Here is a 19,362-nt window from a genome sequence, read left to right as displayed (position 1 = left end):
AAGGCGCGCCGGTGGGGCGCGCCTTGCTTTATCCTTGGTGGTCGGCCCGGTTCAAGCCGGAACCGACGTGCCGGTCTTACTGACCCCAGACATAGATCGCGGCGAACAGGAACAGCCAGACCACGTCAACAAAGTGCCAGTACCACGCAGCCGCTTCGAACCCGATATGCTTGTCCTGGGTAAAGTGCCCACGACGCAGGCGCAGGTAGCAGACAAACAGGAAGATCGTGCCGATGATCACGTGCGCGCCGTGGAAACCGGTCGCCATGAAGAAGTTGGCGCCATAAATGTTGCCAGCAAAGCCAAAGCCCGCATGCGTGTATTCATAAGCCTGCAGGCCTGTGAAGATCACACCCAGACCAATCGCGATGATCAGGCCCCACTTCATGTCTTCGCGATTGTCCTCATGGACCAGCGCGTGGTGGGCCCATGTGGCGGCCGCACCCGAGCACAGCAGGATCAGCGTGTTGATCAGGGGCAGGTGCCACGGATCGAACGTCTCGATACCTGCCGGAGGCCAGACACCGTCAATCGCCGGGCTGTCGGGGCCCATCGGGTACATCGCGTGCTTGAAGAAGCTCCAGAACCACGCGGCAAAGAACATCACTTCGGACATGATGAACAGGATGAACCCGTATTTCAGACCGATCCGCACCACCGGCGTGTGATCGCCAACGTGGCTTTCCGTGACAACGTCTGCCCACCAGCCGAACATGACGTAAAGAACGCCAACCAAGCCGATAAGGAACATCCACGGGCCACTGCCGTGCATCCAAAGTACGGCCCCGAAGAGCATCACGAACCCTGCGACTGCGCCGATAAATGGCCAGACTGAGGGGTTCAGAATGTGATAATCATGATCTTTTGCGTGCGCCATGTGTAGTCCCTCGTGGCTATGCGTTAGTTCAAAGAACCGCTGTCAGATGCGTCAACGTCGAGCATGGCCTGCATTTCTTCAGACATCTCGATCTCGTGGAACGTATAAGACAGGGTGATGTGTTTTGCGTGTTTTGCGTCAGCGTCGTTGATGATGTCAGGATCAACGAAGAAGCTGACGGGCATCTCAACCCGTTCACCGGGCATCAGGATCTGCTCTTCAAAGCAGAAACACGCGATTTTCGAAAAGTAGAGCCCCGCGCCAAACGGCGCGACATTGTAGCTGGCCGAGCCTGCGATCGGCTTGTCGGTCGGGTTGTAGGCCTCGTAAAAGGCCAGACCTTCTTCGCCTAGGCGCAGTTCCACCTCAAGCTGCATGGGCTTGAATTCCCACGGCATGCCGCGTTCAAGCGACGCGTCGAACCGCACCTTGATGGTCCGGTCCAGAATTTCCGTGCTGCCCGCTTCGGCAACATTCGTAGAGCCGCCATAGCCGGTCACGCGGCAAAACCAGTCATAAAGTGGCACCGACGCCCAGGCCATCGCCCCCATGAAGAGAACAACGCCAAACCCCTGGAGAGCCGTCTTGGTCTTCGGATCAAGTGTCTTCATTGTGTCACCGTTTGTGTCGAGGCAGGTTCATAGTCTCCGCGCGTGACTTTCACGACGGTTAGTCCAAAAACGATTGCGATCACACCAACCAGAACCAGTCCGACACCCACGTTGCGGCTGTATCGGCGCGTGTGAAGCTCGTGTTGTTTTGACAGGCTCATGCCCACACTCCGAACTTGTCGAAACCGGCTTCCACCAGGATCGCACCGAAATGGGCGAAGAGGTAAAGCAACGACAGTTTGAAGAATTTGCGCTCGACAAGGAAATTGTCCTCTTCCGACATATCCTCGTCGCGCTTCCAGATCTGCACCGCGCCCCGCAGGAACAATACGTTCAGAACCACGGCAACCGTCAGGTAGATCGGCCCGCCGATAGAGGTGAACCCGGCTCCAATGGCCAGAACGGCCAGCAGCACAGTGTAGACCAGAATGTGAATGCGGGTGGAGCGACGGCCATGTGTGACCGTCAGCATCGGAACATCCGCGTTGTCATAATCCTTGCGCATGAACAGCGCCAGCGCCCAGAAATGCGGCGGCGTCCACATGAATGTCAGGCAGAACATCAGCACCGATTCAACGCTGATCCCGCCGGTTGCCACCGCCCAGCCGATCATCGGAGGGAACGCGCCTGCCGCGCCACCGATCACGATGTTCTGCGGTGTCCAGCGCTTGAGCCACATCGTGTAGATCACGACGTAAAAGAAAATGGTAAAGGCCAGAAGCCCTGCAGCCACCCAGTTTGAAGCCAGCCCAAGGAACACAACCGAAAAGGCCGACAGTGCAATACCGATGGCAAATGCCTCATCACCGGTGACCTTGCCCGCAGGAATCGGACGGCGCTGCGTGCGCTTCATCACCGCATCAATATCGGCATCCCACCACATATTCAGCGCACCAGACGCGCCGCCACCGATGGCAATAAACAGGATCGCACAGAAGCCGATGAACGGGTGTACCGGTGTCGGTGCGGCCAACAGACCGACAAACGCTGTGAAAACAACCAACGTCATCACGCGCGGTTTGAGCAACGCAAAGTAGTCGCTGAACTGCGCTTCGGTGTCGTGGCTGTGTGCTTGGGTGTTGATGCTTGTATCGGTCACGAGTGTCTCAACAAAGTTGGGGCAGGGGGGCCGTGCAGGGATCACGGCGCGCGGTCGATCCCGCGCGCCTGTGTCAGGTTCAGTTGGTCAGAACAGTCCGAACGTCGACATATTCGCCGGCGTCCTTGGAGGCAGCCAACCAGGCATCATAGGCATCCTGGCTCACCACTTTGACGGTGATCGGCATGTACGCATGTGCAAGACCGCAGAGTTCCGAACACTGGCCGAAATAGATGCCTTCCTGCTCCGCGTTGAACCACAGTTCCGCCAGACGGCCGGGAACCGCGTCCTGCTTCACGCCGAACGCCGGGATGGTCCAGGAATGGATCACGTCCGCGGCAGTGACCTGCATCACGACGGTTTTGCCAACCGGAACAATCACGGATGTGTCTGTCGCCAGAAGGAAGTCTTCCTTCGTGAAGCCTGCCTCGATCAGCTGGCCTTCAACTTCAGGGGACATGCGGTTTTCGCCACCGGTGAAGGGCGATCCGATCATGTAGGAATCATAGGCCACGTCTTCACCGACATATTCGTAGCCCCAGTACCACTGGTATCCGGTGACCTTGATGGTCAGGTCGCCTTCGGGGATTTCCTGCTGCTTGAACAGAACGGGCAGCGAAAATGCACCAATGAACACCAGAACAAGAATGGGACCCACGGTCCATGCAATCTCGATCGGGCTGTTATGGGTGAAGGTGGATGGCGTTGGGTTGGCTTTGCGGTTGTACCGTACGACGCAATAGGCCAGCAGCGCCGTCACAAAAAGCACGATGACGGTGATGATCACGAGGATCAGGCCGTCCAGCCACTGAAGGTCCCGCGCGAGTTCGGTTACGGCAGGCTGAAAGCCGGTGCCCGAATCGACCGGACGGCCAATTGTTTCCAGTGTCTGCTGTGCAAACGCGGGTGCGGCACCAAGAGCGGCGGTCAAGCCCAGGAGCAATGATTTGAGTTGCATGTCTTACCCTGATCGGTTGCGAGTTTGTTCGAGTTCGGGGAAAACAGTCACCTCGCATCCCGCGAGTCTGCACGCCCCGTTGTCTTGGCGACGGTTAAAACCATATTCTGTGCATCAGGAAAAGCAGCTTGCTTGCGGCAAAACCGCACTTTCTTTGATCTAGATCAACAAAGCCCCCCGGAGGTTTCATGTCAGAGTCGTCATTCCAGCCGTTTGAGACGCATTTGGATCAGGACAGAGCGCTTTCGCTGCTCAAAGAGGCCGTGGCCGGGGCCGAGGATGGGGAGTTGTTCCTGGAACGTCGCCGGTCCGAGGTGCTGGTGTTCGATGACGGGCGTGTCAAGACGGCCAGCTATGACGCTTCCGAAGGGTTTGGCCTCAGGGCTGTGCGCGGCGAGGTCGCGGGATACGCGCATTCCACCGATATCTCCGAAGCGGCGATCAAACGGGCCACGGAAACTGCCCGGCTGGCTGTGGGCGAGGGGGGCGGCACCCTGGCCGACCGGCCATCTGGCACAAACACAAAGCTCTATACCGATGCCGATCCGATTGCCGGGCACAGTTTTCCCGTCAAAGTCGACACCCTGCGCGAGATCGACGCCTTTGCCCGCGATTTGGACGCGCGGGTGGTTCAGGTCAGCGCGACCATCGCGGCGTCCTTGCAAGAGGTCGCCATCCTGCGCCCCGAAGGCACATTGGTGTCCGACACCCGCCCGATGACCCGGGTGAATGTCAGCGTGATCGTCGAACAGAACGGCCGCCGCGAATCGGGAACGGCAGGCGGTGGCGGGCGCGTGATGCTGGATGGATTGCTCGATCCGTCCGACTGGCAGGACAAGGCCCGCGAAGCGTTGCGCATTGCGCTGGTCAACCTTGACGCCGTGCCCGCCCCGGCCGGGGTGATGGACATCGTGCTTGGCCCCGGCTGGCCCGGGATCCTGTTGCACGAAGCTGTCGGGCACGGGCTGGAGGGCGATTTCAACCGCAAAGGCAGCTCGGCCTTTGCCGGGTTGATGGGCCAGCAGGTGGCCTCCAAGGGGGTGACGGTGCTGGATGACGGCACGATCCCCGATCGCCGCGGGTCGATCACCGTAGATGACGAGGGCACACCGTCGGGCAAGAACGTGCTGATCGAAGACGGCAAACTGGTCGGCTTCATGCAGGACCGCCAGAACGCGCGCTTGATGGGAGTGGCCCCAACCGGCAACGGGCGGCGTGAAAGCTACGCCCACATCCCGATGCCGCGCATGACCAACACCTATATGTTGGGCGGTGATGCCGATCCGGGTGAAATCGTTGCGGATCTGAAGGACGGCATCTGGGCGGTTGGCTTTGGCGGTGGCCAGGTCGATATCACCAACGGCAAGTTCGTGTTTTCATGTACCGAAGCCTACCGCGTCAAAGACGGCAAGGTCGGCGCCCCGGTCAAAGGCGCCACATTGATCGGCGACGGGGCCACCGCCCTGAAACAGATTCGCGCGCTGGGCAACGACATGTCGCTTGATCCCGGCATGGGGAATTGCGGCAAACAGGGTCAATGGGTGCCGGTTGGCGTTGGTCAGCCCACCGTGATGATCGGAGGTTTGACCGTCGGCGGGGCTCAGGCGTAAAAATTTTCCATTCGAAAACAATGGTATATGGCGCGCGCTGCCGATTTGTCGCACGAATCTCGATTGGGTTTACGCCTGATTAACCAGTGAATGGCTATTCCTGTTCCTGCAAGCAGACGGGGACAGGATGCCATTGGAACACAACTCTTCCACTCACCCCCTAATCCCACCCACCACGGAAGACCAAAAGGTCGACTGGCTCCGTCTCTTGCGCTCCCGACGTGTCGGGATCAGCACGTTTTACCGCCTGATGGGCGAATACGGCTCTGCCGCAACAGCGCTGGATCATCTGCCCGAAATTGCCCGCGCAGCCGGGGTCGAAAACTACGCGGTTTGCCCCGAAGGCGTCGTTCAAGCCGAACTCACCGCGGCCCGCCAGCACAGTGCGCAACTGCTCTGTCGCGGCGATGACAACTATCCCGCGTCTCTGGCGGAACTTGACGATGCGCCGCCCTTGCTCTGGGCCATCGGTGCCGTCGAAACTCTGACCAAGCCAATGATCGCCCTTGTCGGTGCGCGCAACGCGTCGTCTCTGGGCACCCGCATGGCGCGATCACTGGCAGGCGGATTGGCCGAGGCTGGCTTTGTAATCGTCTCCGGCATGGCGCGAGGCGTCGATACGGCGGCGCATCTGGCGGCACTCGACGCGGCAACCGTCGCGGTTCTGGGCGGCGGTGTCGACGTGATTTACCCAGCCGAAAACACGGCATTGGCGCAGGACATCGTGACCAAGGGCGGTGTCCGGCTGAGTGAACAACCCATGGGCCTGCACCCGCAGGCGCGGCACTTTCCGGCCCGCAATCGCATCATTTCGGGGCTGGCCAAAGCCGTTGTCGTGGTCGAAGCGGCGGCAAAATCCGGGTCTCTCATCACCGCGCGCGCCGCATTGGATCAGGGGCGCGATGTGATGGCTGTACCCGGCCATCCGTTCGATGCGCGGGCAGGGGGATGCAATATGCTCTTGCGGGACGGCGCGCGCCTTGTGCGCAACGCCGAGGACGTGATCGAAGCCCTTGCCCCGATTGCCGAACCCGCTCCGGAATTGCCGCTTGCACCGCCGCCGCAACCGCGCAGCCTGGCGCAAACGGCCCGGTTGCATCAGGATATCCTGAACCGGCTTGGCCCATCCCCCGTGGGGGAGGACCAGTTGATCCGCGATCTGGGTGCGACATCACGTGCGGTGTCTCCGGCCCTGACGGACCTGGAAATGGAAGGGCGGGTGCATCGCCATCCGGGGGGGCTCGTTTCGCGCGTCAGCTAGGTTGTAAGCCCATGGTAAAAAACGTTTTATCAGTGCAGAGAGCGCGCATGAGACACCGTTTCCCCCCGTGCTGCCGCTTTTGACGCGTCCCGGCACATAAGCGGCGTCACGCTCTGCGACCGATTGACAATTCGCGCTTGCACACCACATCTTGCGCCGCCATATGCGGTCCACCCGGGCCGCTTCCGGGCTGTATAAAAAGGGTAGCGCGCAATGCCAGTAGTTGTTGTCGAATCTCCGGCCAAAGCCAAAACGATCAACAAATATCTGGGGTCCGATTACACTGTTCTGGCGTCTTACGGGCATGTGCGGGACCTGCCGCCTAAAGACGGATCGGTCGATACGGACAACGAATTCGAGATGAAATGGGAAGTCGGCGCTGATTCCCGCAAACATGTCGCGGCCATCGCCGATGCGTTGAAAAACGACGACGCCATCATTCTTGCGACTGACCCCGACCGCGAAGGCGAAGCGATTTCCTGGCACCTGAAAGAAGCGTTGACCAAGCGCCGGGCGATCAAGAAATCCACCGATGTCAAACGCGTCACCTTCAACGCCATCACCAAGGCCGCCGTGACCGAAGCGATGGCCAATCCGCGCGATATTGATGTGCCGCTGGTGGATGCGTATCTGGCCCGCCGCGCGCTTGATTACCTTGTGGGTTTCAACCTGAGCCCGGTGCTCTGGCGCAAACTTCCCGGCGCGCGCAGCGCGGGTCGTGTGCAATCGGTCTGCCTGCGCCTGATTGTCGAACGTGAGATGGAGATCGAAGCCTTCAAGGCGCGCGAATACTGGTCCGTCAAGGCGCTGCTGGCAACACCGCGCGGGCAGGAATACGAAGCTCGGTTGACGGTGCTCGCGGGCAATAAGCTCGACCGCTACGATCTCGAGAACGAAACCCAGGCGGAACTGGCCGTTCAGGCGATCAGCAGTCGCGATTTGACCGTGAAATCGGTCGAGGCTAAGCCGGGCTCCCGCAACCCGTCGGCCCCCTTCATGACCTCGACGCTGCAGCAGGAAGCCAGCCGCAAATTCGGCATGGGTGCGCGCCAAACAATGAACGCCGCGCAGCGCCTCTACGAGGCCGGGCACATCACCTATATGCGGACCGACGGGATCGACATGGCCCCCGAAGCCGTGGAAGAAGCCCGCGCCGCAATCAAGGATCGCTATGGCGACTCCTACGTGCCCAAAAGCCCGCGGATCTATAAAAACAAGGCCAAGAACGCACAGGAAGCGCACGAATGTATCCGCCCAACGGATATGTCCAAGGATGCCGCCAGCCTGAAAATCAGCGAACCGGACCAGCGCAAGCTGTACGATCTGATCTGGAAGCGGACGCTCGCCTGCCAGATGGAATCGGCGCGTCTTGAGCGCACCACCGTGGATGTAGGTAGTGACGACGGTCAGGTTGTGCTGCGGGCCACCGGTCAGGTCGTGCTGTTCGACGGGTTCCTGCGGGTCTACGAAGAGGGCCGCGATGACGCCGTGGTCGATGACGATGACAAGCGCCTGCCTCAGATCGCCCAGGGCGAACCGGCCCAAAAGCGCAGCATCACGCCTGACCAGCATTTCACCCAGCCACCGCCCCGCTATACCGAGGCAACGCTGGTCAAGCGGATGGAAGAACTGGGCATCGGTCGCCCCTCGACCTATGCCAGCATCATCACCACGATCCAGGACCGCGAATATGTCCGCAAGGATCAGAACCGCCTGATCCCCGAAGACAAGGGCCGGATCGTTACGATCTTCCTGCTCAATTTCTTCAAACGCTACGTGGAATACGATTTCACCGCCGCGCTTGAAGCCGAACTGGACGATGTCAGCGCCGGAGAGAAGGACTACAAGGTCCTGCTCGACCGCTTCTGGCGCGACTTCTCGGCAGCGATTGGCGAAACCTCGGAACTGCGCATTACCGAGGTGCTCGACGTGCTGGATGATGCCTTGGCCCCGCAACTGTATCCGCCACGCGAAGACGGAAGCGATCCGCGCACCTGTCCGCTGTGTGGCGAAGGGCAGCTGCATCTCAAGACCTCGCGCACCGGCGGGTTCGTGGGCTGCGGTCGCTATCCCGAATGTCGCTACACCCGCCCCATTGGCGGCGATGCGGCCGAAACCGGCGACCGCGTGCTGGGCGAAGACCAAGGCGACGAAATTTCCCTGCGCTCGGGGCGGTTTGGCCCCTATGTGCAGCGCGGTGAAGTGACCGAGGACAACAAGAAGCCCAAGCGCGCCAGCCTGCCCAAGGGCTGGCAGGCCGATGAGATGACGCTGGAAAAGGCACTCACCTTGCTCAGCCTGCCGCGGGTGGTTGGTGAACACCCCGAAGGCGGCGCGATCAGCGCCAATTTCGGACGGTTTGGCCCGTATATCATGCACAAGGGACCGGAGGACGCGAAACCGGTCTATGCCAACCTCAAGGATCCCACCGATGTGTTCGAGATCGGGATGAACCGCGCGGTGGAACTGCTGGCCGAAAAACGCGCCAATCCGGGTCGCGGACGCGGGGCTGCGGCCAAGCCATTGAAAGAGCTGGGCGAACATCCCGAAGATGGCGGAATGATCGCGGTGATGGACGGCCGCTATGGGCCGTATGTAAAATGGGAAAAGGTCAATGCGACCTTGCCCAAAGACGTAGAGCCGGACGCCGTCACAATGGACATGGCGCTGGCGTTGATCGCCGAAAAAGCTGCCAAGAAGACCACCAAGAAGAAACCTGCGAAAAAAGCGGCAGCAAAAAAGCCCGCGGCCAAGAAATCAGCCGCGAAAAAACCAGCCGCCAAGAAACCGGCCGCCAAGAAATCCGCGTCCTGACGGGCAAATCGCACAGCACCGCGCGGCCCCATCCGGACGCCGCGCGAACCATCACGCCACGCGTGCCATGCTGCACGACCCACCACTGCGGTGGGTCACCGTCCCAAACGCAGCCCCCTCAGACATAAAACGCACAATTAATAGGCAGATGTTGACCAATCACCCGCCTGAAAGTGTCAACCTTTTCAATGTCGTGACAAGTTGACAGTCGCGGGAAGCGCACGCGCAGCCGTTGACTTAATCGGTCCGACACGCCACAAGCAGTGCGATTAGGACGATAAGGGGAATGTCGATGAAAAAGGTCTACGGATCGGCGGCCGAGGCACTGGATGGGGTCCTGACGGACGGGATGCTGATCGCAGCAGGCGGATTCGGTCTCAGCGGCATTCCGGAACTGCTTTTGAATGCCATCCGCGACAGTGGGGCTAAGGATCTGACCTTTGCCTCCAACAACGCGGGTGTGGACGATTTTGGCATCGGGATCCTGTTGCAGACCCGCCAGGTCAAAAAGATGATCAGCTCTTACGTGGGGGAAAACGCGGAATTCATGCGTCAGTACCTGTCCGGAGAGCTGGAGCTGGAATTCAATCCGCAAGGCACGCTGGCCGAACGCATGCGCGCCGGTGGGGCCGGGATCCCGGGCTTTTACACCAAAACCGGTGTTGGCACGGTGATTGCCGAAGGCAAGGACCACCGCGACTTCAACGGCGAAACCTACATCATGGAAGAAGGCATCTTTGCCGACCTGTCCATCGTCAAAGCCTGGAAAGCCGACACAACCGGCAACGCGATTTTCCGCAAGACCGCGCGCAACTTCAATCCGCCGGCGGCGATGTGCGGCAAGGTCTGCATCATGGAGGTCGAAGAGATCGTGCAACCGGGCGAACTGGACCCGGATCACATTCATCTGCCGGGTATCTACGTGCACCGGATCATTCAGGGTGACCATGAAAAGCGCATTGAACAGCGCACCACCCGTCCGCGTCCGGCGGCGTAACAAGGATTTAGATCGAACCCGTGGAACGCGTTGCGGAGAAGCGTAAGCTGACATCTGTGCTTGACGACAGTCAGGCCCTGGCCGGGTTTTCCCGACTCGATGTCTCTATGGTCATCACGAACCCGAACTCCCGCGACAACCCGATCGTCTACATCAACGACGCGTTCGAACGCACAACCGGCTATCAGCGATCCTCGGTCATCGGCCGCAATTGCCGGTTCCTGCAGGGGCCGGATACCGACCCCGACACCGTGCGCCGGATGCGTTCCGCAATCGAGGCGCTGGAAGACATAAGCGTCGATATCCTGAACTACCGCGCCAATGGTGAGCCGTTTGTGAACCGCCTGCTGATGGCACCGATTCTGGATGCGCAGGGCAAGCCGGTCTATTTCCTCGGCATCCAGAAAGAGCTGCGCGACGAAGAGCAGGATCAGGCCAATGACGCTGCGCGTCTGCATCTTGATTCGGTCTGTTCACGGGTCAGCAAGGATCTGGGCCTGATTGTCAGTTCGCTGGTCGACAACCGCGACCGCACGATGCCCAAATCCGAAGAAGACCGGGTTCGGCTGCTGCGCGCCCTTGATGTGTTGCCGCGCCGTCTGGAATGCCTGCAATTCGTCTACGAAGAAATGCAGCTTGCCGATGAACAGTGGAATCGCGACGGCATCGACCTCGGGTCGCTCCTGTCGCGGATCTCGCACACCATCGCCCATAACGAAGGCCGCCCCGGCGTGCGCTTCGTGTCTCTGGTCGAACCGCTTGAGGTGAACCTGGAAACCGCGATCCGCGTGGCGCTGATGACCTTCGAACTGGTGTCGAACGCGTTTCAGCATGCGTTTGACGGGTTGGATCAGGGCTATCTCGAACTGCGCGTCAACCGGCTGGCGGCGGGCGGTCTGCGGATGACGATTGCCGATGACGGTGTGGGCATTCCATCAAAACACGCGTATCCCTCCAAGACATCTGTCGGAGGACTGCTGGTGACATCGCTTCTCGACGGTCTGGACGCGACGCTGAACGTGGCGCGCGGGGCTGCCGGAACCGTGATTATGGTCGACGTGCCCGTCGGCTTTACCGATATCAAAGATTAACGCCGCACATCTGTGCGCTGAAGACAAACGAAGGGACGACCAATCATGGCATGGGACCGCAATCAAATGGCCGCACGCGCCGCCCAGGAACTGCAGGACGGTTGGTATGTGAACCTCGGCATCGGGATTCCGACGCTGGTGTCCAACCACATTCCGGATGGTGTTGAGGTGACCCTTCAATCCGAAAACGGCATGTTGGGCATGGGTCCGTTTCCCTATGAAGGTGAAGAAGACCCGGACCTGATCAACGCGGGCAAGCAGACCATCACGGAATTGCCGCAGACCTCGTATTTCGACAGCGCGACCAGCTTTGGCATGATCCGCGGCGGCAAGATTGCCATGGCGATCCTCGGTGCGATGGAAGTCGCGGAAAACGGCGATCTGGCAAACTGGATGATTCCCGGCAAGCTCGTCAAAGGCATGGGCGGCGCAATGGACCTTGTCGCCGGTGTGGGCCGCGTGGTGGTTGTGATGGACCACACCAACAAGCATGGCGACAGCAAGGTGCTCAAGGAATGCACGCTGCCCCTGACCGGCAAGGGCGTGGTGGACCGGATCATCACCAATCTGGGTGTGCTGGATGTGGTGGACGGCGGTTTGAAAATCGTTGAGACCGCAGACGGCGTGACCGAAGACGAACTGCGCGCCGCGACGCAGGCCACACTTGTCTGAGTTCGACATCACCCGGGAAGAGGACGGCGCCAAGGGCCGATACGTCATTCAACTCGACGGGGCAGAGGCGGAACTGACCTATTCGATCGCATCCCCCAAGATGCGGATTGCGGATCACACGGGTGTCCCGGATGCCTTTCGCGGGACCGGGGCCGGGGTGGCGCTGGTCACACGGATGGTCGCGGACGCCCGTGCCGAGGGCTTCAGGATCGTTCCGCTCTGCCCGTTTGTGAACGCACAGCGCCGCAAACACCCGGACTGGGCCGACGCGTTTAACGTCTGACGCGTCGACACGGTGCCAGTTGGGCGGTCTGCCTCAGCGTGCGCCCCCACAAACATAACGCACGTAATTCTTCCTTAAATGCGCGGGTTCAAGGCCGCAGGCCGCCGCGCATCGCCGACGCGCCCCCACGCGGCGGCGATTGGGTGTCGTCAGCGCAATGCCTTGAGGTCACACGGATTTGGCAAGCATTAAGCGCTCATCTCTAAGGTCGTATCGCCACCGCGCGCGTCGTCAATGCGCAGCTTGTGCTCAAGGTCCGATCCGCCCAGCAAGACGGTCATTCAGTCGCCAAGGCCAAATGCTCTGACGATTGCTACACAGCGTTTGGTTTTGGCGTCCTGATTAGGATCAAAGCCCCTCAAACGCGCAAAGCGCGTGCACATCCATGCCCATCGCTTCCAGCTTGGCGCGCCCGCCCAGTTCCGGCAGGTCGATCACGAACGCGCAGCCAATGGTCTCGCCACCCAGCCGTTCGATCAGTTTCAGACCGGCCTCGGCGGTGCCGCCCGTCGCCAGAAGGTCATCCACCAGCAGGATCTTCTCACCGGCCTGAATGGCGTCGTCATGCACCTCCATGATGGCTTCGCCATATTCCAGTGAATATTCTTCCGAAATCACCGCGCCGGGCAGTTTGCCTTTCTTGCGGATCGGCACGAAGCCCACGGACAACTGGTGCGCAATCGCGCCGCCAAGGATAAACCCGCGCGCCTCCAGTCCGACCACCTTGTCGAACCGCACACCGGCATAGGGGTGCAGCAACTGGTCAATCGCCATGCGAAACCCGCGCGGATCCGCGAAAAGCGTGGTCACGTCGCGGAACATGATCCCTTCATGCGGAAAATCGACAATGGTGCGGATGTAGTCTTTGACGGTCTTGGTCGGGGTCATAAAATCCTCAGGTGCTGCGACGCGCCATGGCGGTCAGCGCGCCCATGGCAATCAGGGTGGCCCCGCCTGCGCGGGTCAGCCAGGTGATGACAGAGGTCTTGCCGATCCAGCCCCGCAACCGGTCCGCGGCCAGCGCATAGGCAAAGGCATTAAGCGCGGCGAGACCGACAAAGGTGGCGATCAGGATGGCAAACTGCGGCCCAAGCGGCGCGTCGGGTGTGATGAATTGCGGCACGAAGGCAATAAAGAACGCGATGGATTTCGGGTTCAGCGCCGTGACCAGGGCCGCATGGGAAAAAACGTGGCGCGCATGGGACGCCTGCGCGGTATCCGGCAGACCGGCGGCAGGGGCCGACCGGATCAGCTTGATCCCAAGCCACACCAGATACACCGCCCCAACCCATTTCAGAACGGTAAACAACATGGCCGACGCCATCACCAGCGCCCCCAGACCCGCCAATGACAGGCTCATCGCGATCAGATCCCCCAGCGCCACGCCGCTGGCCGACGCCACGGCCACCCGTCGCCCCTGGCTCAGCGCGTAGGAGAGCACCAGCAGCACGGTGGGTCCCGGGATCAACAGCAACGCGGTTGATGCCGCCACAAAGGTCAGCCAAAGGTCAAACGGCATAAAGGTGTCTCCGGTCAGTCAGCCGTCCCAGAAAGCACGCGCCCCGCCACCGCGTCCAGCTTTTTGAGCATCCTTGGGTCGCGGGCCTCGGGGGCGGTGATCAGCGCATGTTCCAGCGCGGTGTCACAGCCGTGCGGGCAGGGCGCGTGCTCCGTCCCCAACAGCGCCGGAAGCGCCGCGATCATCGCCCGGGCCTTTTCGGCGTTTCCGTGTAAAACTCGAATGATATCAGTCACCTGCACGGCGTCGTGGCGCGGATGCCAACAATCGTAATCCGTCACCATCGCCACACTCGCGTAGCACAGCTCGGCCTCCCGGGCGAGCTTGGCTTCGGGCATATTGGTCATGCCGATCACCGCGCATCCCCACTGGTCACGATAAAATTGCGATTCCGCCATGGTCGAAAACTGTGGCCCCTCCATCGCCAGATAGGTCCCGCCGTCGTGGACAGTCACCCTCGCGCCCCGCGCTGCTGTGGCACAGATTGCCCCCAATCCACCACAGACCGGATGCGCCATCGACACATGCGCCACGCAGCCGGTGCCGAAAAAGCTCTTGTCCCGCGCCACCGTGCGGTCGATGAACTGATCCACGATCACAAAATCCCCCGGTGCCATGTCGTCCCGAAACGACCCGCAGGCGCTGACACTCACCACATCCGTCACCCCCAGCCGCTTCAAAGCATCGACATTCGCGCGGTAGGGCACATCGGACGGGCTGTGCACGTGGCCGCGCCCGTGCCGGGGCAGGAACACCACCTCCAAGCCGTCCAGCCGCCCACAAAACAGCGCGTCCGACGGTGCCCCCCAAGGCGTGTCGACCGTGATCCACTCCGCGTCCGCCAACCCAGCGACGGAATACAGACCGGACCCCCCGATCACCCCAAGTTTGCGCTGAACCATATCCTGCCCTTCCCAAAGGTGACGCCAGTTTTGCAGTGCGCCCGCCCCACATCAACCGTGACATGCAGGCAACGCATGTCGGTTGCGCAAATGGGGCAATGGTCATTTGACCGCGAACCGATTATCCGACCCCTCTGATCCCAAAGCCCCCGAGAGAGCGTATGCCCAAAGGTTTGCTGGCCTCCTTTGCCAACCGTCTTGCCATTCCTGACCTCAGCCTGATGCCCAAAGAGCGCCTGACCCCGGCACGTATCCGCATCGAACTGCTGTCCGGTCTGACCGTCGCGCTTGCGCTGGTGCCCGAGGCGGTGGCCTTTGCCTTCGTCGCCGGTGTGCACCCGTTGGTGGGGCTGTATGCTGCCTTCCTCGTCGGCCTGATCACCGCGCTGATCGGTGGCCGCCCCGGCATGATCTCGGGCGCGACCGGGGCGCTGGCGGTTGTCATGGTGGCTCTCGTTGCCCAGCACGGGGTCGAATACCTCTTTGCCACGGTGGTGCTGATGGGCATCCTGCAAATCACCGCGGGTGCGCTGCGATGGGGCAAGTTCATTCGCCTTGTGCCGCACCCGGTGATGCTGGGCTTTGTGAACGGTCTGGCGATCGTGATTTTCCTCGCCCAGCTGGGCCAATTCAAAGTGCCTGGGACAATGGAAAACACCGGCCACGGCGTTGGTGGCGGCGAATGGCTGTCGGGCATGCCGCTTTACCTGATGCTGGGCCTCACGGTGCTCACAATGGCGATCATCTGGGTCATGCCCCGCATCAGCCGTGTCGTCCCTGCGCCGCTTGTCGGGATCGCGGTTGTCGCGGCATTGGTGATCGGCTTCAACCTCGACGTGCCACGCGTCGGCGACCTGGCCTCCATCCAGGGCGGCTTGCCGAGCTTCCACATCCCCACTGTCCCGCTCACATGGGAGACGTTCCAGATCATCCTGCCCTACGCGGTGATCTTGGCCGCCATCGGCCTCATCGAATCCCTGCTGACCCTGAACCTTGTGGGTGAGATTACCGGCGAACGGGGCGGCGCGTCTCAGGAATGTATCGCCCAGGGCATCGCCAACACCGTGACCGGCTTTTTCGGCGGCATGGGGGGCTGTGCGATGATCGGACAGTCGATGATCAACGTGAAATCGGGCGGGCGCACCCGCGTTGCAGGCATTGCCGCCGCGCTGTTTCTGCTCATCTTCATCATGTTTGCGGCACCCCTGATCGAACTGATCCCGCTCGCCGCGCTGGTTGGCGTGATGTTCATGGTGGTGATCGGCACGTTTGCGTGGAACTCGCTCACCATCCTGCGCAAAGTGCCGCTGACCGACGCTTTCGTGATCCTGCTCGTCACCGTTGTGACCGTGCTCGAAGACCTCGCCGTGGCGGTGGTTGTCGGCGTGATCGTCTCGGCGCTGGCCTATGCCTGGAACAACGCCCGCCGCATCCACGCTATCACCCGCGAAAGCCGGACGGAAACAGGCGCAAAAGTCTACGAAATTCAGGGGCCTCTGTTCTTTGGCTCATCTGATGGATTTACCGAACTCTTTGACGTGGCGGGTGATCCCGACCTCGTGATCGCCGATTTCGCGCAAAGCCGCGTCGTGGACCAATCGGCGCTTCAAGCGATCGAGGCCGTGGCCGGCAAATACGAAGCCGCTGGCAAACAACTCCAGCTCCGCCACCTGAGCCGCGATTGCCACAAACTGCTGTCCAAGGCGGGCCACCTTGTTGTCGAAAACGACGACGATCCCGACTACGCGCTGGCAGTGGATTACGGTGTCAAAACCGGAATTCTGGGCGATCACTGACGAAAAGGGACAGGCCAGCACAGGCCTGTCAGACGGTGATGATCGGGTCTTTGCCCCCCGCCTTATGAGTATCAGACGGGACCACCGTCTGAAAAATCGGCACGTCTTTGTTGTTCGGGTTGGGTTTGCAATAGACAAACAGGCAGTTCATCGCGGCTGCGTGACTGCCTGCTGCGCGATGCACGTTGCCGGTGCCGATGCTGGCTGAAAAATTGACATGGACCTTCATGTCGCCACCACCATCCAATGTCGCGAGATGCGCCTGCATCGGGTCGCTGTTCAAGGCATTGACAAGCGCCGGTGCCATGTCTTGCACGTCCAGCGTTGAATGCGTTCCAACCTCCGCCTTTGGCAGCGGATTGGCATGACGGGTCTTGCTGTTGTTTGTCCAACTGCCATCGCTTTCCTTGGTGTGAAAAGACGCGTTGGAATCCTTGGCGTTGTCGGTATGCACCGTGGCGGTCACTCGCGCCCGTTGAAACAACGGGTGGTTGGCAAGCTCTCCGGCGGTGGCGTGTTTTGACGAATGCGCATGCGGTCCGGCAGCGGAGTGCACCGGGTTTGACAAGGCAATTGAAACTTCGTGGAGTTGCCAGTTCTTTCTCGCGTATGGCATCGTGACGTCCTTCCCTGGGCTTTCGGTGACCGATCATTCGGCAAAGGGAGTGCCTGCCGATATTGACCTTACGTCAAGCGAACCATGAACGCGTGTCTCGGGTCAAGACGTGGCTGTTGCACAAGGCTTGTGGCGCAAACCTGTGTTTTGGGTTGAGTGCCGGTGGCCAAGGCCCCTAAATCGCAACCGATCAGGCGTCAGCGGCCGTTTGACTGGGCAAAAACGCCTCAACCGCAGCCGTCGCAATCACAAGCGTTTTGCCGGTGTCCGGGTTGGTCACATTTAATCCGCCCTCGACCGCCTGCACACTGGCCCGGCCGCGCGGCAGGTTTTCTGCCAGGGCCGCGCAGTCGACTTGCGATGGATCAGCCACCCCCACTGTCACCTGCACCCGCATCTGGTCATGTGGCACGCTGGTGGCCTCGAACAGCGGGATGGACGAATGCCGGATCGCGTCCTCGATCGCGCGGGCGGCGGCTTTGGTATAGTCCATCCCGTACTGATCGTTGCCCATCCCCATTTCGATGATAAAGCGCTGGTCGCTCATGCCGCGCCCTCCACATCCAAAGCGACCGAGATCGCGACGTTTGCAATGACCGTCGGTTTGCCGCCATCTGAGCGCGGCACGTCCAGACCACCTATGCGGGGCACCACGGTGACCTGACCGTACGGGAACAGCGTACGGATCGTACCGGTGTCGACCTGGTCAGGCTGCTGCACGCCCACCTCAACCGTGATCTGCATCTCGGATTTGTCCTTGCCGTAAAGCTCGGCCAGATTGATCGAATTGTGCCAAAGTGCATCCCGGACCGCGCGCGAGGCCGCTTCGGTATAGTCCTGCCGCCGCAGCGATGATCCCATGCCGAATTCGGTCAGAAGTCGTTTGAGTGCCATGTCGTATTAACCTTCTCTTAAAGGACCGGATCGGACCCAATGTTTCGCGCGCGAAACATTTCGAACCGGTTGTGCCGCTCGCACACAAACCATCCGGGGGATGCTTTGAGGTGAGAACGAGCGGAGCCTTGGGAATGCATGCTGACCTATTCTCCGGGCCGTTTGAGGCTGAATTTCTCGCGGATCACCGAATAATCGCGGTAGCCCATGCGGGTCAGGGGATTAAAGCTCAGCACATCAAAGATCCCGTCCTTGATGCAGTCATCACGCATATGCACACCGGTGACTTCACCAAAGACCGCGAAATTCGCGTCACCGGGTAGTTTCACGATCTGCGTCAGCTTGCATTCCAGCGTCGCAGGCGCCTGCGCCACGCGGGGGCAATTGATTGTGTCGCATTCCGCCTTTTCGATCCCGGCCAGTTCGAATTCATCCACATCCTTGTCCCATGGGCCGGACGACTGGTTCATCACGTCCCGCATGGCGTATTCCACGATGTTCACCGCGAACACACCCGTGTCCCGGATCTGCGCGACGCTGTCTTTCGTGTCGCCCCTGTCTTCCTTGGCCGAGGTCGATGCGAACATGACCTGCGGCGGCACGTAGGCGACCGCGTTGAAAAACGAGTAAGGCGCAAGGTTGTCCTGCCCATCCGCGCCGCGTGTTGAAATCCAGCCAATGGGGCGGGGCGTAACGATGGCGTTGAATGGGTTGTGGGGCAGGCCGTGGCCGTCTTCGGGACGATAGAACATGAGGTGTCGGTTCCGTGTTTGCCGTGGAATTGTTCGCGTGATAGGCCGTTTCGAAGCGGAATGCACGGGGGTGCGCACGCGTCAACAAAGAGCAGCGAGATGTTCACCCTAAGCGCGGAAACCCAAGACGACTGGTGGGAGGTGGAAGCCCTCTATGACCTGTGTTTTGCACCGGGTCGGGAGGCCCTGTCGTCTTACCGGCTGCGCGACGGGGTTGCGCCGGTTGCGGCCCTGTCGCGGGTGGCACGGGACGAGCAAGGCATTCTGGGCGGGGCCATTCGCTACTGGCCGGTTCTGGTGGGCGGCGCACAAACCCTGTTGCTGGGCCCGGTGGCGGTGCACCCGACGGCGCAAGGCGAAGGTTTGGGCGGCGCGTTGATCCGTGACAGTCTTGAACAGGCGCGTCAGGAGAACTGGGCGCGGGTGCTGCTGGTGGGGGATGCGCCCTATTACGCGCGGTTTGGATTCGCGCTGTTGACCGATGTGAACATGCCGCCTCCGACCAACCCGGCGCGGGTGCTGGGGCTGGAACTGCGCCCCGGCGCATGGCGCGGGGTTCGGGGCGACGTGACGCGCGACGCTTGAAGAGCGGCGTTTGAATCCCAATCTT

General features: G+C 60.8%; 21 protein-coding genes. 9 read left to right on the top strand and 12 right to left on the bottom strand.

The window, feature by feature from the left end; translation table 11 throughout:
- Positions 1 to 76: 76 nt before the first annotated feature.
- The 5 genes from MWU54_RS05275 to coxB form a co-directional block, all read right to left on the bottom strand.
- Entirely contained in the window at positions 77 to 877 is an 801-nt protein-coding gene (locus MWU54_RS05275) for a cytochrome c oxidase subunit 3 (RefSeq protein WP_247081313.1), read from the bottom strand.
- A gap of 23 nt (positions 878 to 900) precedes the next feature.
- Positions 901 to 1,488 carry a cytochrome c oxidase assembly protein gene (locus MWU54_RS05270; RefSeq protein ID WP_247081311.1) on the bottom strand — a complete coding sequence of 196 codons (588 nt, stop codon included), beginning with the start codon at positions 1,486 to 1,488 and terminating at the stop codon, positions 901 to 903.
- A complete protein-coding gene (locus tag MWU54_RS05265) occupies positions 1,485 to 1,649 on the bottom strand; it encodes a hypothetical protein (protein WP_247081309.1) in 165 nt (54 codons plus the stop codon). The genes MWU54_RS05270 and MWU54_RS05265 overlap by 4 nt, the downstream gene beginning before the upstream one ends.
- Positions 1,646 to 2,587 (bottom strand): heme o synthase, encoded by a 942-nt coding sequence (gene cyoE / locus MWU54_RS05260; RefSeq protein WP_247081307.1) that lies wholly within the window; start codon positions 2,585 to 2,587, stop codon positions 1,646 to 1,648. Before cyoE ends, MWU54_RS05265 begins: the two co-directional genes overlap by 4 nt.
- Before the next feature lie 79 nt (positions 2,588 to 2,666).
- Positions 2,667 to 3,545, bottom strand: coding sequence for a cytochrome c oxidase subunit II (gene coxB, locus MWU54_RS05255; RefSeq protein ID WP_247081305.1), 879 nt, complete (start codon positions 3,543 to 3,545; stop codon positions 2,667 to 2,669).
- A gap of 188 nt (positions 3,546 to 3,733) precedes the next feature.
- Here coxB and tldD point away from each other — a divergent pair, with 188 nt between their 5' ends.
- From tldD to MWU54_RS05220, 7 genes are all read left to right on the top strand, one after another.
- Complete coding sequence (gene tldD / locus MWU54_RS05250) at positions 3,734 to 5,155, top strand: metalloprotease TldD (RefSeq protein WP_247081303.1); 1,422 nt, start codon at positions 3,734 to 3,736, stop codon at positions 5,153 to 5,155.
- 127 nt (positions 5,156 to 5,282) lie between these two features.
- The gene (gene dprA, locus MWU54_RS05245) at positions 5,283 to 6,416 is read left to right on the top strand and encodes a DNA-processing protein DprA (RefSeq protein WP_247081301.1); all 1,134 of its coding nucleotides are present in this window, start codon (positions 5,283 to 5,285) and stop codon (positions 6,414 to 6,416) included.
- A gap of 213 nt (positions 6,417 to 6,629) precedes the next feature.
- The gene (gene topA / locus MWU54_RS05240) at positions 6,630 to 9,230 is read left to right on the top strand and encodes a type I DNA topoisomerase (RefSeq protein WP_247081298.1); all 2,601 of its coding nucleotides are present in this window, start codon (positions 6,630 to 6,632) and stop codon (positions 9,228 to 9,230) included.
- Positions 9,231 to 9,522: 292 nt separating this feature from the next.
- Positions 9,523 to 10,227, top strand: coding sequence for a CoA transferase subunit A (locus MWU54_RS05235; protein ID WP_247081296.1), 705 nt, complete (start codon positions 9,523 to 9,525; stop codon positions 10,225 to 10,227).
- A gap of 20 nt (positions 10,228 to 10,247) precedes the next feature.
- The gene (locus tag MWU54_RS05230; protein WP_247081294.1) at positions 10,248 to 11,318 is read left to right on the top strand and encodes a PAS domain-containing protein; all 1,071 of its coding nucleotides are present in this window, start codon (positions 10,248 to 10,250) and stop codon (positions 11,316 to 11,318) included.
- Positions 11,319 to 11,363: 45 nt separating this feature from the next.
- Positions 11,364 to 11,990 (top strand): CoA transferase subunit B, encoded by a 627-nt coding sequence (locus MWU54_RS05225; protein ID WP_247081292.1) that lies wholly within the window; start codon positions 11,364 to 11,366, stop codon positions 11,988 to 11,990.
- Positions 11,983 to 12,273: a GNAT family N-acetyltransferase gene (locus MWU54_RS05220; protein ID WP_247081290.1), complete on the top strand. Its 291-nt coding sequence runs from the start codon at positions 11,983 to 11,985 to the stop codon at positions 12,271 to 12,273. Before MWU54_RS05225 ends, MWU54_RS05220 begins: the two co-directional genes overlap by 8 nt.
- A gap of 348 nt (positions 12,274 to 12,621) precedes the next feature.
- Here the strand turns inward: MWU54_RS05220 and MWU54_RS05215 are convergent, their stop codons facing one another.
- The 3 genes from MWU54_RS05215 to MWU54_RS05205 are packed head-to-tail and all read right to left on the bottom strand — an operon-like array spanning position 12,622 to position 14,694.
- Complete coding sequence (locus tag MWU54_RS05215; protein WP_247081288.1) at positions 12,622 to 13,161, bottom strand: adenine phosphoribosyltransferase; 540 nt, start codon at positions 13,159 to 13,161, stop codon at positions 12,622 to 12,624.
- A gap of 7 nt (positions 13,162 to 13,168) precedes the next feature.
- A complete protein-coding gene (locus tag MWU54_RS05210) occupies positions 13,169 to 13,792 on the bottom strand; it encodes a LysE family transporter (protein WP_247081286.1) in 624 nt (207 codons plus the stop codon).
- Positions 13,793 to 13,806: 14 nt separating this feature from the next.
- Positions 13,807 to 14,694, bottom strand: a complete 888-nt coding sequence (locus MWU54_RS05205) for an S-methyl-5'-thioadenosine phosphorylase (protein ID WP_247081285.1) — start codon at positions 14,692 to 14,694, stop codon at positions 13,807 to 13,809.
- Positions 14,695 to 14,855: 161 nt separating this feature from the next.
- Here MWU54_RS05205 and MWU54_RS05200 point away from each other — a divergent pair, with 161 nt between their 5' ends.
- On the top strand, positions 14,856 to 16,490 hold the full coding sequence (locus tag MWU54_RS05200) for a SulP family inorganic anion transporter (RefSeq protein ID WP_247081284.1): 1,635 nt from the start codon (positions 14,856 to 14,858) through the stop codon (positions 16,488 to 16,490).
- A 28-nt stretch (positions 16,491 to 16,518) separates the two neighbouring features.
- On the opposite strand, the gene MWU54_RS05195 is transcribed toward MWU54_RS05200, so the two are convergent.
- From MWU54_RS05195 to MWU54_RS05180, 4 genes are all read right to left on the bottom strand, one after another.
- A complete protein-coding gene (locus MWU54_RS05195; protein WP_247081283.1) occupies positions 16,519 to 17,106 on the bottom strand; it encodes a hypothetical protein in 588 nt (195 codons plus the stop codon).
- Between the two features lie 190 nt (positions 17,107 to 17,296).
- Positions 17,297 to 17,653, bottom strand: a complete 357-nt coding sequence (locus MWU54_RS05190; RefSeq protein WP_247081282.1) for a Lin0512 family protein — start codon at positions 17,651 to 17,653, stop codon at positions 17,297 to 17,299.
- Positions 17,650 to 18,000: a Lin0512 family protein gene (locus MWU54_RS05185; RefSeq protein ID WP_247081281.1), complete on the bottom strand. Its 351-nt coding sequence runs from the start codon at positions 17,998 to 18,000 to the stop codon at positions 17,650 to 17,652. The genes MWU54_RS05190 and MWU54_RS05185 overlap by 4 nt, the downstream gene beginning before the upstream one ends.
- Before the next feature lie 146 nt (positions 18,001 to 18,146).
- Positions 18,147 to 18,752, bottom strand: a complete 606-nt coding sequence (locus MWU54_RS05180) for a flavin reductase family protein (protein WP_247081280.1) — start codon at positions 18,750 to 18,752, stop codon at positions 18,147 to 18,149.
- Between the two features lie 99 nt (positions 18,753 to 18,851).
- Between MWU54_RS05180 and MWU54_RS05175 the strand changes: the two genes are divergently transcribed.
- Complete coding sequence (locus MWU54_RS05175; protein ID WP_247081279.1) at positions 18,852 to 19,337, top strand: N-acetyltransferase; 486 nt, start codon at positions 18,852 to 18,854, stop codon at positions 19,335 to 19,337.
- Positions 19,338 to 19,362: the final 25 nt, after the last annotated feature.

Origin of the sequence: Marivita sp. S6314, from assembly GCF_023015985.1 — a bacterium.
Lineage (GTDB): Bacteria > Pseudomonadota > Alphaproteobacteria > Rhodobacterales > Rhodobacteraceae > Marivita.
The sequence above is the reverse complement of the archived record's forward strand: the minus strand, read 5'-3'. Positions and strand labels throughout refer to the sequence as shown.

Coding starts and splice junctions, on each gene's coding strand:
- MWU54_RS05215 (WP_247081288.1), bottom strand. CDS start 13,161: ATGACCCCGACCAAGACCGTCAAAGACTACATCCGCACCATTGTCGAT.
- coxB (WP_247081305.1), bottom strand. CDS start 3,545: ATGCAACTCAAATCATTGCTCCTGGGCTTGACCGCCGCTCTTGGTGCC.
- MWU54_RS05205 (WP_247081285.1), bottom strand. CDS start 14,694: ATGGTTCAGCGCAAACTTGGGGTGATCGGGGGGTCCGGTCTGTATTCC.
- topA (WP_247081298.1), top strand. CDS start 6,630: ATGCCAGTAGTTGTTGTCGAATCTCCGGCCAAAGCCAAAACGATCAAC.
- MWU54_RS05185 (WP_247081281.1), bottom strand. CDS start 18,000: ATGGCACTCAAACGACTTCTGACCGAATTCGGCATGGGATCATCGCTG.
- MWU54_RS05275 (WP_247081313.1), bottom strand. CDS start 877: ATGGCGCACGCAAAAGATCATGATTATCACATTCTGAACCCCTCAGTC.
- MWU54_RS05270 (WP_247081311.1), bottom strand. CDS start 1,488: ATGAAGACACTTGATCCGAAGACCAAGACGGCTCTCCAGGGGTTTGGC.
- MWU54_RS05195 (WP_247081283.1), bottom strand. CDS start 17,106: ATGCCATACGCGAGAAAGAACTGGCAACTCCACGAAGTTTCAATTGCC.
- MWU54_RS05180 (WP_247081280.1), bottom strand. CDS start 18,752: ATGTTCTATCGTCCCGAAGACGGCCACGGCCTGCCCCACAACCCATTC.
- tldD (WP_247081303.1), top strand. CDS start 3,734: ATGTCAGAGTCGTCATTCCAGCCGTTTGAGACGCATTTGGATCAGGAC.
- MWU54_RS05225 (WP_247081292.1), top strand. CDS start 11,364: ATGGCATGGGACCGCAATCAAATGGCCGCACGCGCCGCCCAGGAACTG.
- MWU54_RS05200 (WP_247081284.1), top strand. CDS start 14,856: ATGCCCAAAGGTTTGCTGGCCTCCTTTGCCAACCGTCTTGCCATTCCT.
- MWU54_RS05210 (WP_247081286.1), bottom strand. CDS start 13,792: ATGCCGTTTGACCTTTGGCTGACCTTTGTGGCGGCATCAACCGCGTTG.
- MWU54_RS05265 (WP_247081309.1), bottom strand. CDS start 1,649: ATGAGCCTGTCAAAACAACACGAGCTTCACACGCGCCGATACAGCCGC.
- MWU54_RS05235 (WP_247081296.1), top strand. CDS start 9,523: ATGAAAAAGGTCTACGGATCGGCGGCCGAGGCACTGGATGGGGTCCTG.
- MWU54_RS05190 (WP_247081282.1), bottom strand. CDS start 17,653: ATGAGCGACCAGCGCTTTATCATCGAAATGGGGATGGGCAACGATCAG.
- dprA (WP_247081301.1), top strand. CDS start 5,283: ATGCCATTGGAACACAACTCTTCCACTCACCCCCTAATCCCACCCACC.
- MWU54_RS05175 (WP_247081279.1), top strand. CDS start 18,852: ATGTTCACCCTAAGCGCGGAAACCCAAGACGACTGGTGGGAGGTGGAA.